Origin of the sequence: Bordetella sp. N (genome assembly GCF_001433395.1) — a bacterium.
In the GTDB taxonomy this organism is placed as follows: domain Bacteria; phylum Pseudomonadota; class Gammaproteobacteria; order Burkholderiales; family Burkholderiaceae_B; genus Bordetella_C.
The window spans coordinates 2,820,118-2,833,801 of the sequence record NZ_CP013111.1 but is presented as its reverse complement, the minus strand read 5'-3'; the positions used below and the strand labels follow the sequence as shown (position 1 = coordinate 2,833,801).

The window sequence follows — 13,684 nt, the reverse complement described above, 5'->3', positions numbered from 1 at the left end:
TGGCGATGTCCGGAGTGTCTTCAACGCAGTGCACCGTCTTCGGCAAGGCGCGCGATCTCCGCGTCGTCCAGCCCCAGCAGGGTGGTGCATATCTCATGGGTGTGTTGCCCCAGCAGGGGTGCCGGCCGCGCCTGTCCCGTCGCGCTCCGTGCATTGCGGAAAGGCTGGGCGTTGTAGAGGGATGGCCCCATCTCCGGATGATTCAGGGTCAGCCAATGACCGCGATGCCGCAACTGCGGATCGTCGATGACGTCGGCGGCGGTACTCACGCGGCCGGCGGGAACGCCGTGTTCCTGTAGCACCTGCACAAGCGCTTCAACGGGCTGGCGCTGGGTCTCGGTCGTCAGCTTCTCCTCGACTTCTTCGACGTGCGCAAGACGGCCCTGTACCGAGTCCAACCGCGCGTCGTCCATCCAGGCGGGCGCGCCGAGGGCGGTGCGCAGCCCTTGCCATTGCTGGTCGTTCATCACCGTCACGGCTATCCATCTGTCCTCACCCGCGCAGCGAAACACACCGTGCGGCGCGGCCTGGGGATGGCGGTTGCCGCGCGCCTGGGGGACGTGGCCGTTGGCCGTGTATTCGAGCACCGCAGGGCCGAGCAGGGCGACGGTGGGCTCGGTTTGGGCCATGTCGATACGCTGCCCTTCGCCACTGCGGCGCCTGTGCCGCAGGGCGGCCAGCACCGCAAATGTCGCATGGCAAGGGTTGGGAATATGATCGGGATAGTTGGTGCCCGTGCCTGCCGGTTCCCGTCCGGGAATGCCGGTCAGGTGCTGGATCCCCGTCACGGCTGCCATCGTCGCGCCGTATCCCAGATAGTGCTTTTGCGGTCCGGATGCTCCCTGCATGGACATCGTCAGGTAGATGATGTCTTCCTTCACCGCGCGCACCGCGTCATAGCCCAGACCGAAGCGATCCATGACGCCGGGCGTGAAGTTGTTGGCGATGATGTCGCTCTGGCGGATCAGGCGGAAGACCAGCTCCAGCGCTTTGGGGTGCTTCATGTTCAAGGTCAGGCTGCGCTTGCTGGAGTTGCGGTCGGCGAAGTAGCCGCTACGGTTCAACCCTTTGACGCCGTCCTTGTAAGGGGCGGCAAGACGCAGCGAATCGACGCGGTCCGCGCTTTCTATCTTGATCACTTCGGCGCCGGCGTCAGCGAGAATCTTGGTGGTGTAGGATCCCGCGCCGATCCAGGTGAAGTCGGTCACACGTACGCCGGTGAGCGGCAATTGCTTCGTCATCGGATCGTCTCCTCAGTGCCTCGCGGCGCGTTGCGGCGGCCGTTCGCCGAGCCTGCAATCAGTGCGTTGTGCTCGCCGGGAAGGGGAGCCGGACCCTGCCGGGACCATGGGGTGCGCTCCAGGCGATATGGGGCGCCTGGCATATTCACGCCCTGCGGCCAACCCGGCTGGCGGGCTTCGACGAAATACCCTCTGGACGCCAGTTGGGGACTGGCGATCAGATCGTCGACGGAATTGATGGCCGCGGCGGGTACATGCCGATCCTGTGCGGCCGCGTAGAGGTAAGCCTTGGTTTTGGTTTTCGCCCAGGCGCCAAAGACTTCCATAAAGATCTGCTTGGCTTCGTCCGACTGCAGATAGGTTGTTTCGCGCCATTCGTCACCGCTCAGGCGCTCCACGCCAGGTACGCCTTCCTCTTTGAGCCAGTCGACGGTGCGATCCCAGAACCGATTCGCGCCGATGCCGCCGGCCATCATGTAGACGTGGCCATCCTCGCATTGATAGACACCGGTGCCGGCGAAGCGCTGAAGGCCCGCGGTACGGCGGCGCAGCGTGCCTTCCAGGTCATAGAACTGCACGGCGTTTTCCATTGCCAGGACCATGCACTCCTGGATGGAAACGTCAACATGGTCACCCTGGCCAGCCGCCTCGGCTTGCGTCAGCGCGAGCATGCTGGCGACCGCGCCGAACATGCTGCCACATGACCAGGCCTGGTTGCCGTAGGCGCCAATCGGAGCGCTGTCGGGGTAGCCGCCCAGGTACAGGAAGCCGCCGGTCGCCATGCACACCAGATCTTCGGCTTCGTGTTCGCTGTAGGGGCCTGTTTGGCCGTATGGGGTGATGCTGGTCAGCACCAGCGCCGGATTCAAGGCCGCGAGGGTTTCATACCCGCAGCCCAGCGTTTCGAGCCGTCCGGGCCGTTCGCCTTCGATCAGCAGATCGGCACCGGCCACCAGGCGATGCAACGCGTCGCGGCCGTCAGCGGCTTCCAGGTCAAGCGTGATCGATTTCTTGCCGCTGTTCAGGTACACGAAGGAGAGGCTGCGCTCGACTGGGGCGCCTGCCTGGGTGGCATTCTGAAGAAATGGGCCGACCTGGCGGGTAGCTGCTCCGCCGGGCGGTTCAATCAGGATGACCTCCGCGCCCAGGTCGGCGAACATCTTGCCGCAGTACTGGACTGCCGGGCCGGCGATTTCGAGCACGCGCAGGCCGTCCAGCGCGCCCTTGCTGGTCGATCGGATGTTGGTATCGGTCATGTGCGTCCTCTTCAGTGGTGCAGCAGCTTCACGAGCGCGGCGAGATCCTCTGTCGACTCCAATTCGCGCAGGTTCTTGAATGCCTGCCTGGCAGTCGCCGGCTCGATGCTGGCGTGGTCCGCGCAATCGTCGAATTTCGCTTCGATGTCGGTCCAGGTCAGCTCCCGGGACGGGTGCCCAGGCGCTTTGTGTATCCGGATCGTGTCGCGCGTGCCATTGCGGAGCGTGACCTCGACGTCGACAAAGCCGCGCCCGCCGGAGCTGCGCGTGTCGAACAGCGGATCGTCATCGCGGCACGACTCGTCCTCGTAGGCAGAGATTTTCTTGAGCGCTTCCTGGATTTCGGGTCGCTGTACGGCCGCGTCGGTGAAGGTGCTGACGGTGTAGTGGCCGTCCACCAATCCGGCGGCAAGGGCGTATTGCAGGCTGAACTTCCCTTCCAAGCCCGTGACGGGTTGCGGATAGGTCAGGACCAGCATCCCACCCGGCGGCATCCGGCATTCGAGTTTGACCACATCTTCGACGGTGAACCCATGCTTCTCGCGCAACGCCAGGACGCCATCCATACCGCGATGCGCGGCATAGCAGCAGGCAAATTTCTTCAGGGCGATGCCGGGGTCGACGAGGATGCCGGGTCCGTCCAGCGCCGCGATCGCCACTTCCGGGTCGGAGGCTTCCACGCCGTAGGCAGCATAGAAACCCGCCTTGGCTTCCAGAATGTCGGGCGCCGCAGTGAATCCGCACAGCGCCAGCCGCACTGCCTGCAAGGCGTTACGTGCTGCGAGTCCGGTATGCAGTGGCTTGGTCATGGTGCCGAAGTTGCGCCGCAAGCCGCTGGCCATGGATGCGGCGATACCGAAGGCGGTACGGGTCTGGTCTTCATCCAGGCCGCGCGACTTGGCCATGGCGGCCACGCCGGAGAACGTCGCCAGGGTGCCGGTGCCGTGATAACCGCGGCTATAGTGGCCCACTGTGATTCCCTGGGCGATGCGGGCGCCGACCTCGATGCCGATGACGTAGGCTTCGATAAACTCGCGGCCAGTCAAAGGATGGTCAGGCAGATCGGCGAGCAGGGCTGCGACGATAATCGCGCTCGGATGCGCGGGCATCATGGACAGCACGTCATCAAAGTCCAACGCGTGTCCGAAAGTGCCGTTGATCAGTGCCGCCATTTCAGCCGTCGTGCGGCGATCCGTTCCCAGGATCGGTGCCTTCCCCGCCGCTGGGGTCATGTCCAGGTAGCGCATCAGCGGTTCTTCCACTTCGCTGTCCGCGCCCGCCAGGATGACCGCGAAGGTATCGACGATGACTTTCTTCGCCTTGTCTATCGTCTCCGGGGGGAAGTCGTCCAGGCGGCGCTGGGTCACCACCCGCGCCATGGTCTGAGTCAGTCCTGTCATTTGTCTCTCTCTGTCACTGATGTTGCGGACACATCGTTATTTGCCTGCTGGCCAGCTCGGCAAAATGATAGGCCTTGATCGTTCTGCGAACGCGCGTGCGGAGCGGGGTTGCAGTCCACCATGTGAGAAGAACCAGGGGCTGTCAGCCATTTGTAGGCTGTCGATGGAGATTCCCACATGATGGAACTCCTATTGCGTACCGGCCGGGTTGTCCGGATGACCTGCCGCTAGACTACGCATCGAAGACAGGACACGCGATGTCGAGTCGCGACACGTCGGTGAGCGCGGCCTTGCCGCTCTGCAACAAATAATCCGCCAGGAGACAACGCATGAAGATCGAACGCGTGGAAGCCATTCCTTTTCGCATCCCTTTGAAGAAAGCTTCCCGATGGGGCGCCCACGGCAAGCGTGACGCGCAGGACCATGTGCTCATCCGGATCTACGCGGATGGACTGGTCGGTACCGCCGAGGCGCCGGCCCGTCCGACCATCTATGGTGAAACGCAGCGGTCGATCGTCCACATCGTCCGCGACGTGTTGGGCCCCATGTTGGTGGGCCGCGATGCCCTGGATCGCGAGGGCTATCAGGCGGCGCTCGCTGCCATCCCCTGGAACCCGACCGCCAAGGCGGCCCTCGATACGGCCTTGCATGATGTGGCGGCACAGGGCCTGGGCGTCAGCCTGGCCCGTCTGTTGGGCGGCACGGTCAAGCCGGTCGACGTCAGCTGGATGCTAAGCCTGAACTTCGACAACGACGAGGAGTTCGTACAAGAGGCGGTCAGCATTCGCGACCAGTATGGAATCCAGGCGTTCAAGATCAAGGCGGGCGCCGATCCCGAAGGCGACATCCAGCGCTTGCGCATGCTGCGTGAGACCCTGGGGGACAAGGCGCTCCTGTTCATCGACGCCAACCAGCTTTACACGCCCGATGTCGCCATCCGCACGATCAACGCCATGGCCCAATACGGTCTGGCAATGGCCGAAGAACCGGTGGCGATCGGGTTGGGTGCTTATCGCAAGAAAGTCGCGGATGCGACCAGTGTGCCCATTCTTGCTGATGACAGCGTGTTCTCGCTGACCGACGTGCGCCGCGAATTGCAGGACGGCGCCATCGGTGTGATGGGGATCAAGATCGCGCGCACCGGGATGTATGAGTCGACACGCATCGTGCACATGGCGGAGGGGTACGGCATGCCATGCTGGATTGGCTCTCAAGGCGTATCGGGTGTGGGAGCGGTTGCCAGCGCGCACTTCGCGGCGGCGTTTCGCGCCGTCACCTATCCGGCGGATCTTTCTACACCGTTGAAGCAGGAAGACGATCTGCTGGCCCGCCCTATAGACATCCGCGACGGCAAACTTCATGTGCTCGATGCGCCGGGTATCGGTGCTGAGGTGGATCCGGAAAAGCTGGCCCGCTATCGCCTGGATTGGTAAGCCCATCGCCTGGCAAGCCGGCTTGCCGATCTTACAAAGGAAGCGTTTCATCATGACGACCCGACAACTTCGCTCTTCACGCCAACGTGGCGTCCGCTGTGTCATTTTGCGTGGCGGCACCAGCAAGGGGATTTACTTCCACGAACAAGACCTGCCGCGCGACGTGAAGGAGCGGGAAAAAGTCCTGCTTGCCGCCATGGGCAGCCCCGATCCGCGCCAGATCGACGGCCTTGGTGGCGCGGACAACCTCACCAGCAAGATCGTCATTGTCGACAAGAGCAAGCGTGACGGTGCGGACGTGGACTACACCTTCGGCCAGGTTGGCATCGATCTTCCCTACGTGTCCTACTCGGCCAATTGCGGCAATCTGTCCGCCGGGGTCGGCGTATTCGCCATCGAGGAAGGGCTGGTCGAACCGGTTCATCCGGTGACGCGCGTGCGCATTTTCAATACCAATACCCAGCAATTGCTGGTGTCCTACGTGCCGGTCGACGCCAATGGGGCGCCGGCCGTCGACGGCGAATGCGCCATCGCCGGCGTGCCCGGCACGTCAGGCGAAATTCGCATGGACTTCGCCGCCACGAAGGGAGCCAGTACCGGCAAGCTGCTGCCCAGCGGCAATGCGGTGGACGAGATATACATTCCCGAGTTTGGCCGCAAGATCGCCGTTTCCATCGTCGATATGGCCAAGGCGACGTGCTTCTTCCATGCTCGGGACGCCGGCATTCGCGGCACGGAAAGTCCCGAGGAATTCACGCCGGAAATCCTCGATCGCTTCTGGGCGATCCGCAATGCAGCGGCCGCGCATGTGGGACTGGCGCCGGAGTCGCGTCTGCCGCACCCGGTGTCGGTGCTGGAGCCGACCGACTACGTGGACTTCATGACGAAGAAAACCGTCGCCGCTGCCGACGTCAGCTTCGTCGCCCGGCGCGTGGGTGGCCCGCCGCCACGGCTGCACAAAGCTTTTGCCGCGACGGGGGCGGTATGCACCGCAATGGCCGCCAATATTCCCGGCACGATCGTGCATTCGGTGGCGCGGCCGTCGACCGACGGTTATGTCCGCATCGGCCACCCGACCGGCGTATTTCCAGTGCGCATCGGTCTTGCACCGAACGGCGACATCGAAGAGGTGTCCTACGTCCGCACGGCCCGCCGGATCATGGAAGGTACGGTGTATGTGCGGGATTCCGTGATCGAGCGCAGCCTGACCGAGTGAACACTCCGCACAGAAGGAGCGCCGGATGCAGCGTATTTCCGTTGTCTTGCTCGTCATAATGCTCATGGCGTTGGGGGTGGCGTCCTCCAACGCCGCCGCAGCCTATCCCGACCATCAGATCCGGTTGATCGTGCCGTATCCGCCCGCAGGCGGGAACGACACGACGGCCCGGGCGCTCGCGGAATTCATGACCCGACGGCTGGGACAGACGGTGATAGTCGAGAACCGGCCCGGCGCCAACGGCATTCTGGCCGCAGAGTTCGTCAGCCGTGCCGCGCCGGATGGCTACACGCTGTTCATGGCCAACGTGGGCAGCCATGGCATCAATCCCGCGATCTATCGCGAGCTGCGTTACGACGCTGTCAAGGATTTCACGCCGATCTCGATGGTGGCGAGTTCGCCGAACGTCCTCGTGGTGCCGGCCTCGCTCGGAATCCGCGATCTCAAGGGCCTGATTGCATATGGGCGTGCCCACCCGGGCGACCTCAGCTATGGATCCAACGGCACCGGCAGTTCGCAGCAGATGGCGGGTGCGATGTTCGCCCATGCGTTTCATCTCGACATGCTGCACGTGCCCTATAAAGGGACGGGCCCGATGATGACCGATCTGCTTGCCGGGCGGATCAAGATGAGTTTCATCAATGTCGTGCCCATCATGCCGCATGTGCGCGATGGAAAGCTGGTGCCGCTCGCGATTGCGGACGAGACACGCTTATCCTTGCTGCCGCAAGTGCCGGCCGTCGCAACCCTGGCTCCCGGTTTCAGCGCCGGCGTGTGGTGGGCGCTGGTGGGGCCGGCGCGCATGCCCGCGGATATCCAAAATACGCTCAATCAGGCCGCGCGTGCGTTCACTGAGGCGCCGGCGACACGCGACCTGTTGGCCCGGTTGGGCGCGACGCCGCGTGGGAGCAGCCCCGCGGAGCTGCAAGCCTTCATCGAGGCCGAGGTCCGGAAGTGGCGCAAGGTGGCCCAAGAGGCCAAGCTGGAACCGCAATGAAGCAAGTGCTGGCGGAAGCGGAACATGCCGCGCCGCCGGTTCCTGGCCTTTAGCCACGGGCCGGATGGCCGCGAACCGGCAATAGCGCGCCCGCCTGAAGCTCCAGCGCCGCGCGGTAGACGTGATGGGCGGCGTAAAGGTCCAGGATACCCATACCTTGGGACTCAAAGAGGCTGATCTGTTCTGGCGCGCTGCGTCCCGGCCGGCAGCCGGTCAGTACCTGCCCAAGCTCTACGACCTGATGCCATTGCAGCAGCCCGGCCTCGACGGCTGGCAACAGGTCGCCGCATTCGTTCCGGGCGACTTCCACGGCATCGACGACCAGGACATCCGCGCGCCGGATCGTTTGCAGATCGATCTCGCGTCGGTTCAGGGCATTGGACCCTACAGCGTTGATGTGCTGCCCTTCGCTGAGCAGCCGGCCGTCGAATAGCGGGGCGTCAGCCCGCGTCACGATGTTCACGATGTCGGCGCCAGCCAGAGCTTGCTCGGCGCTACTCGCGATGGTGACGGGCAATCCCAGTTCGTCGCCTGCCTGTGCCGCGAACCGTTCGAGCCGTCCGGCATCCCTTCCGTGTATGCGCACAGCAGTGATGGCACGTACCGCGCAGACCGCGCGCAGCTGCATCAAACCATGGCGGCCGGTGCCGAAGCATGCCACCGTGGCGGAATCCTCGCGGGAAAGGGCGCGCGTCGCCACCGCCGTGGCCGCGGCCGTGCGGCGTATGCCCAGCTCGTCCGCTTCGACAAACGCTAGAGGGATCCCGGTCGACAACTGAGCCAGCTGCGCCTGGAACAGACGACGTTCGGCGCCAGGGAAATAGGCCTTGAAGCCGATGACGTCCAGTGACGTGGATGCCGCCTGAAGGATGTGTTGAGTGCCCATTGGTGTCTTGGTCCGCACTCGCGGTACATCCACGGCGGCGCCGGCGGCATGGTCGCGGAATGCGTGCTCGACGCAGTCGATGGCCCGCTCAAGGGGCAGCAGCGTGCCCACGTCTTCTTCTGTCAAAAATCGCATCGCAGTCTCCGTTACGGCGCTTTGCCTTTGGGCAAGACTGCCAGAATCCGCGCCCGGACGGAGGCGTACGTTCTGCGCGTCTAAGGGGTTTCCCACATGGTGGACGCTTTGTGCGGCGCATGGGCGCCGGATGCCCTAGAATTCCTGGAGGAGACTCAGTGCCGCATGCGCCTGAAAAAATTATTCCCATACGGTGGAACGATCATGCACCTCAACCCCATTCATCGCAGCAGCCCTGCGGCTATTGCGCCGGCAGGCATCAGCGAACCAGATGGCCTTGTCGCTCCGGGCACGCAGTTGATCCGGCGTGTCGCGCAACTGCTGAGGTTGCTGACGGCCAATAACCGGACGGGATTGCGCCTTGTCGACATCAGCAAGGCCTCGGGGATCGAGCGATCCACCGTTCATCGTATCCTTCAAGCCTTGATATCCGAACGTCTGGTTTCCCAGCAGCAGGATTCCAAGCGTTATTTTTTGGGCCTGGGCGCGTACGAAATGGGCGTGGCCGTCGCACCTCCCGTGAAACTGAGGGATATCTGTCAGCCTTATATGAACGCATTGGCCGAGCAGACCGGGGACACGATTTTCTTGTCGGTGCGCTCGGGCTTCGACGGGGTTTGCGTGGACCGCAAGGAGGGCACGCATCCCGTCAAGGTTTTTGTGCTCGAGCCCGGGCGGCGCCGGCCATTAGGCGTCGGCGCGGGCAATATTGCGATGCTCGCAGCCTTGAATCCCGAAGAATATACGCGTATCAGGAATGCCAACCGTCCCCGGCTGCGCGAGCGCTATCCTGACTACACCGACCAGGAACTGACCCAGCGCGTATACAGCACTCAGGCGTTGGGATACACCGTTTCGGATGTTATCGAAGCGCGGGGAGTGCGTTCCGTGGGAATGTGCATCCGCAACGCCGCAAGAGAGCCTATCGCGGCTATCAGCGTCTCCACCATCGAGTCGCGGTTGGACGTGATGCGCGTGGGCGAGGTGGTGACCTTCCTGCAATATGCCATCAAGTCTATCGAAGCCGAGTTGGCGGCCAACGAGAGGCTGGCGACGCATCATCTCGATGAGTGATGCTACCGCCCGAGCGGCGCAGGCGTTCAGGTAAGCACCCGGACAGGGGCGCCGTCCAGCCACCGTGTGACGCACTCCACGCAGTCCTCGTAGTAGGCGCGCAGCAATTCTTCCACGGTATAGCCGAGGTGTGGGGTGAGCACGACGTTTGACAGCTTGCGCAGTTCGCTGTCGGCGGGCAGAGGCTCCTGTTCGAAAGTGTCCAGCGCGGCACCGGCGATCCTGCAATTTTCCAGGGTGTCGACCAGTGCCGCGGTATCGACCAGGCCGCCGCGTGAAGTGTTGATCAGGTAGCTGTTTTTCGGCATCAGCCGCAGTTCCTGTTCGCCGATGATGTGTCGTGTCCGTTCGCTCAGGACGAGATGCAGGCTAAGAAAATCGCTGGTGGAAAAAAGCTCGGCCTTGGTCACTTTTTTCACGCCGAGCTCCATCGCTCGCTCGTCCGTCAGGTTCTGGCTCCACGCGATGACCTCCATCTGGAACGCCTTGGCCACCGGGACCATATGTGCCCCCAGCTTTCCCAGGCCGAGCAATCCGAGGCGCCGGCCGGCCAGCGCGACGCCGCAGCTGCTTTGCCAGTGGCCCTCCCGCATCCGGGCGTTCTCATACGGAATATGGCGGGCCAGGGCCAGGATCAATCCCCAGGCCAGTTCGGCGGTCGAGAATAATCCAACGCCCCTGCGAGTGGTATGCGTGACGACGATGCCACGACGGCCGGCGCTTTCGATGTCCAGCGTGGGGTTGCGCGTGCCGGTCATCACGATACAGCGCAGGCGTGGCAGCTGAGCGAGCAGGCTGTCCGGGACCGCCATGCGTTCGCGCATCAGGCAGATGACGTCGAAATCTTGAAGCGCTTCCGCCGCGGAGTGAGGATCGAGATGCCGGGAAAATGCCGCCAGCTCGCAGCGGTCCCGCAGCGGCGCCCAGTCCGCGCAGCGCAATGCAATGCCCTGGTAGTCATCGAGGATGGCGATTCGCAACATTGATATGTGTCCTTAACGGGTAAGCGCGACGTCGTCGGCGTCGGTCGTCAGTGCACTGTATACGTCCGGCCTTAGGCAGATTGCGTTCAGGCATTGCCGGAATTTCATGGCTTGGGAAACTGCGCACAGGGCTATCGAAGTTTCCCAAGTCGTGGACGTTTGACGATGGCTTGCGCAGCGATATGTGTGGATGCCACTCCTATACTGCCTTACCCGAGCAAGTGCACCGGTCGATATAAGGCCGGTGGTGCTGGCATAAGAGGAAACGTTCAAACAGATTCGCCCCATGATGGGAGCGGACATCGGAGACAAAGATGTCAATGGCACGCGTAATTTCAATTCTCGGCGCCGGTGCGGCGGCGCTGTTCATCGGGCAAGCTCACGCGGCGGGGGACTATCCTCAGCGCTCCATCCGCTTGGTCGTGCCCTACCCGGCTGGCGGGACATCGGACCAGATGGCACGCGCACTTGCAGTACAGCTGACGAAGTCCTTGGGTCAGACTGTCTATGTGGAGAACAAGGCGGGCGGGACGGGCACCATCGGCGCTCTGGATGTTGCTCGTGCTGCCCCCGACGGCTACACGCTGATGCTGACGGACCAGACCGTTGCCATCTCTCCCTCCATTTTCAAGAAGCCCAAGTTCGACCCGGTCAAGGACTTCACCTCGATAGGGCTGGTCGCGACCACGCCTGTGCTTCTGGTCGTGAACAAGGACACGCCTTTTCGTAGCGTCAAGGATTTGGTCGCCGCCGCGCAGAAGGCGCCGGACACGATCAACTATGGCGCCGGCGGATACGGCGGGTCACTCCACCTGGCCTTCGAAAGCTTTGCTCAGCAGGTGAACGCCAAGTTCTCGGCCATTCCCTATAAGGGATCGGGAGAAACGATGGTGGGCCTGCTGAGCGGGCAGGTCGAAGTCATGATTTCGGGTGTGCCAAGCGTGGCGGGGCAAGTCAGGAAAGAGACGGTGCGCGGACTCGCCGTGACCGGCGACAAACGGCTCGCCGCCTTGCCTGACGTCCCTACCTTCGCGGAAGCAGGGGTGCCCGGCTATCACGCCAACTCGTGGATCGGAGTCTTCGGGCCGGCGAACATGGATGCCGCCGTGGTGCAGCGCTTGAATAAGGAGCTGCATGCCGCGCTGAAGCAGCCGGCGTTGTTGCAAACGATGGAGACGATGGGATCGACCCCCGCTGCAGGCACCCCGGAGGCGTTTGGCGCCCAGGTAAAGCAGGACGTCGCGCTGTGGGGTGATGTCGCGAGGCGGGCGGAGATCAAAGCACAGTAATTGAGAAGAAGTGCCCCGGCGCCGTCGATCAATCAGGATCCTTGCCTGAGACGCGTCCGTCGTGGATCAGGAGACGACAACGATCATGAAGAAACGAATGACAATCGTGGCGCTGTCCACGGTCATCGCCGGCACGACTGGCGCAATACTCCCTTTGTCATGCCAGGCGCAAGACGCTACCGCATACCCCGATCACGCCATCCACATCCTGGTGCCGTACACGGCTGGCGGTGCCGCGGACGTGCTCGCCCGCGCGCTTTCGGCTGAGCTGACCAAGCGCTGGAAACAGCCCGTGGTGGTCGACAATCGTCCTGGCGCCGATGGCGCTATCGCCGTCGACTACACGGCTAAAAACCCGGCCGATGGCTACACCATGGTTTACGGGCCGAATGCCATCTATTCGATCTATCCGCACGTACACAAGAAGGCAAAAATCAACGCGCGTAAGGATCTGACGCCAGTCGCGATGGTCGGGCTTAGTCCGCTGGTCATTACCGTACCCGCGTCGTCGCCTTTTCATACGATTCCAGAACTCATCGCCTACGCGAAAAGCCATCCGGAAAAATTGACGTTCGGGTCGCCCGGCACTTCGTCTTTGCACCGCATGGCCGGCGAACAGCTCGACCTGGATGCCGGCGTGAAGATGACGCATGTTCCGTATAAAGGAACGTCTCAAGCTGTGGCGGATTTGGTGGGCGGGCAGATCGATCTTTTGTACGCCGTGCCGACGGGCGTTGAAGCGTTGGTCAAAGCGGGTAAGGCGCGTAACCTGGCCGTCACCACCGCCCAGCGTTTCCCGTTGATGAAAGACACGCCGTCGGTGGGCGAGACACTCAAAGGCTGGCCCGAGTACGCGACGTTCCAGGGCCTGTTTGTCGCCAAGGGCACGCCCGCTGGGGTGACGGCTAAGATCGAGGCCACGGTGAAGGACATCATGGCCGAGAAGTCGTTTCAGGAGAAACTCGCCGAATTGGGCTTCTCGTCGGAGTTTCTTGGGGGAGAGGCATTCAAGGCCAAGCTGGAACAGGATTATGTCGCGGTGGGTAATATCGTCACCCGGGCCAACATCACAGAAGAGTGATGAGCGGCCGGGGAGTCCCGTGCCGCTCATCGTCACCTTGCGCTGTTACGGAAGCTGGCGCTGCTACGGAAGCTTGCGCTGGCCGCCTCGCAGTAAATCACCGGCATAGCCGATGAACTGCGGCGCAATGCGCGCGACGACCGGGCCGTTGAAATCCCAACCCACGCACTTTCCCATTTGGTAGCCGGGTTTATCTGTGGGAACGATAGGCTTGCCAGCCTGCCGCAGCTGCTGTTTGCGGTAGCCGTTGGTGGCTTGGAGTGCCACCGTGCCCAGCAAGCCCAACATCTCGCGCAGGTGAGTACAGCCCTCGACGCCGCCCATGCTTTCCTCTATGGCGCGGCGCCAGCCCGTTGCAATGCGCAAACCGATCAAGCGGGTGAAGGGGGCCGTCGCCTTCGTACACTCAGGGAAGGGCGTGTCCGGCATTGTCGCCGTGGCCTCGCGCACGAACAGCTGATCGTCAACGGCCAGGCGAATCCACAGACGATGTACCGGCTGACCTGCCTCCAGCTTCTTCCCGTCAGCGTTCTCGAAGGCGTAGGACTTCGTGTCCGTCAGTTCACACTCAATGTCCCAAAGGCCATCCGAGCGCAGGTAGGCGTTGGCGGCTATGTTGCGGGAATGGATGTGTTCCCGGCTCGGTGGCGTCGCGGCCGGGGTCTGTGTATCTGAAGCATTCTGCATGGATGT

General features: G+C 62.9%; 12 protein-coding genes. 6 read left to right on the top strand and 6 right to left on the bottom strand.

Features of this window, described 5'->3' with window-relative positions:
* Positions 1-20 precede the first annotated feature (20 nt).
* The 3 genes from ASB57_RS12050 to ASB57_RS12040 are packed head-to-tail and all read right to left on the bottom strand — an operon-like array spanning position 21 to position 3,876.
* Positions 21-1,241, bottom strand: coding sequence for a CaiB/BaiF CoA-transferase family protein (locus tag ASB57_RS12050; protein WP_057652451.1), 1,221 nt, complete (start codon positions 1,239-1,241; stop codon positions 21-23).
* On the bottom strand, positions 1,238-2,497 hold the full coding sequence (locus tag ASB57_RS12045) for a CaiB/BaiF CoA-transferase family protein (RefSeq protein ID WP_057652450.1): 1,260 nt from the start codon (positions 2,495-2,497) through the stop codon (positions 1,238-1,240). The genes ASB57_RS12050 and ASB57_RS12045 overlap by 4 nt, the downstream gene beginning before the upstream one ends.
* 11 nt (positions 2,498-2,508) lie before the next feature.
* Positions 2,509-3,876 carry an MmgE/PrpD family protein gene (locus ASB57_RS12040; RefSeq protein ID WP_057652449.1) on the bottom strand — a complete coding sequence of 456 codons (1,368 nt, stop codon included), beginning with the start codon at positions 3,874-3,876 and terminating at the stop codon, positions 2,509-2,511.
* Positions 3,877-4,226: 350 nt separating this feature from the next.
* Here ASB57_RS12040 and ASB57_RS12035 point away from each other — a divergent pair, with 350 nt between their 5' ends.
* Genes ASB57_RS12035 through ASB57_RS12025 form a run of 3 tightly spaced genes read left to right on the top strand, consistent with a single transcriptional unit; the run spans position 4,227 to position 7,543 of the window.
* Entirely contained in the window at positions 4,227-5,330 is a 1,104-nt protein-coding gene (locus ASB57_RS12035; protein WP_057652448.1) for a mandelate racemase/muconate lactonizing enzyme family protein, read from the top strand.
* A 52-nt stretch (positions 5,331-5,382) separates the two neighbouring features.
* Positions 5,383-6,546, top strand: coding sequence for a 2-methylaconitate cis-trans isomerase PrpF family protein (locus tag ASB57_RS12030; protein WP_082621558.1), 1,164 nt, complete (start codon positions 5,383-5,385; stop codon positions 6,544-6,546).
* Between the two features lie 25 nt (positions 6,547-6,571).
* Positions 6,572-7,543: a tripartite tricarboxylate transporter substrate binding protein gene (locus tag ASB57_RS12025; RefSeq protein ID WP_057652446.1), complete on the top strand. Its 972-nt coding sequence runs from the start codon at positions 6,572-6,574 to the stop codon at positions 7,541-7,543.
* A gap of 49 nt (positions 7,544-7,592) precedes the next feature.
* Here the strand turns inward: ASB57_RS12025 and ASB57_RS12020 are convergent, their stop codons facing one another.
* A complete protein-coding gene (locus ASB57_RS12020) occupies positions 7,593-8,564 on the bottom strand; it encodes an ornithine cyclodeaminase family protein (protein WP_057652445.1) in 972 nt (323 codons plus the stop codon).
* Between the two features lie 96 nt (positions 8,565-8,660).
* Between ASB57_RS12020 and ASB57_RS12015 the strand changes: the two genes are divergently transcribed.
* On the top strand, positions 8,661-9,638 hold the full coding sequence (locus ASB57_RS12015) for an IclR family transcriptional regulator (protein ID WP_231755407.1): 978 nt from the start codon (positions 8,661-8,663) through the stop codon (positions 9,636-9,638).
* A 26-nt stretch (positions 9,639-9,664) separates the two neighbouring features.
* Here ASB57_RS12015 and ASB57_RS12010 read toward each other — a convergent pair whose 3' ends face one another.
* On the bottom strand, positions 9,665-10,621 hold the full coding sequence (locus ASB57_RS12010) for a D-2-hydroxyacid dehydrogenase family protein (RefSeq protein ID WP_057652444.1): 957 nt from the start codon (positions 10,619-10,621) through the stop codon (positions 9,665-9,667).
* Positions 10,622-10,935: 314 nt separating this feature from the next.
* On the opposite strand from ASB57_RS12010, the gene ASB57_RS12005 reads away from it, so the two are divergent.
* Positions 10,936-11,910 carry a tripartite tricarboxylate transporter substrate binding protein gene (locus ASB57_RS12005; RefSeq protein ID WP_057652443.1) on the top strand — a complete coding sequence of 325 codons (975 nt, stop codon included), beginning with the start codon at positions 10,936-10,938 and terminating at the stop codon, positions 11,908-11,910.
* Between the two features lie 85 nt (positions 11,911-11,995).
* A complete protein-coding gene (locus ASB57_RS12000; protein ID WP_082621557.1) occupies positions 11,996-12,991 on the top strand; it encodes a tripartite tricarboxylate transporter substrate binding protein in 996 nt (331 codons plus the stop codon).
* A gap of 63 nt (positions 12,992-13,054) precedes the next feature.
* Here ASB57_RS12000 and ASB57_RS11995 read toward each other — a convergent pair whose 3' ends face one another.
* Entirely contained in the window at positions 13,055-13,678 is a 624-nt protein-coding gene (locus tag ASB57_RS11995; protein ID WP_057652441.1) for a DUF2889 domain-containing protein, read from the bottom strand.
* Between the last annotated feature and the right edge of the window lie 6 nt (positions 13,679-13,684).

Coding starts and splice junctions, on each gene's coding strand:
- ASB57_RS12050 (WP_057652451.1), bottom strand. CDS start 1,241: ATGACGAAGCAATTGCCGCTCACCGGCGTACGTGTGACCGACTTCACC.
- ASB57_RS12045 (WP_057652450.1), bottom strand. CDS start 2,497: ATGACCGATACCAACATCCGATCGACCAGCAAGGGCGCGCTGGACGGC.
- ASB57_RS12040 (WP_057652449.1), bottom strand. CDS start 3,876: ATGGCGCGGGTGGTGACCCAGCGCCGCCTGGACGACTTCCCCCCGGAG.
- ASB57_RS12035 (WP_057652448.1), top strand. CDS start 4,227: ATGAAGATCGAACGCGTGGAAGCCATTCCTTTTCGCATCCCTTTGAAG.
- ASB57_RS12030 (WP_082621558.1), top strand. CDS start 5,383: ATGACGACCCGACAACTTCGCTCTTCACGCCAACGTGGCGTCCGCTGT.
- ASB57_RS12025 (WP_057652446.1), top strand. CDS start 6,572: ATGCAGCGTATTTCCGTTGTCTTGCTCGTCATAATGCTCATGGCGTTG.
- ASB57_RS12020 (WP_057652445.1), bottom strand. CDS start 8,564: ATGCGATTTTTGACAGAAGAAGACGTGGGCACGCTGCTGCCCCTTGAG.
- ASB57_RS12015 (WP_231755407.1), top strand. CDS start 8,661: ATGGTGGACGCTTTGTGCGGCGCATGGGCGCCGGATGCCCTAGAATTC.
- ASB57_RS12010 (WP_057652444.1), bottom strand. CDS start 10,621: ATGTTGCGAATCGCCATCCTCGATGACTACCAGGGCATTGCATTGCGC.
- ASB57_RS12005 (WP_057652443.1), top strand. CDS start 10,936: ATGTCAATGGCACGCGTAATTTCAATTCTCGGCGCCGGTGCGGCGGCG.
- ASB57_RS12000 (WP_082621557.1), top strand. CDS start 11,996: ATGAAGAAACGAATGACAATCGTGGCGCTGTCCACGGTCATCGCCGGC.
- ASB57_RS11995 (WP_057652441.1), bottom strand. CDS start 13,678: ATGCAGAATGCTTCAGATACACAGACCCCGGCCGCGACGCCACCGAGC.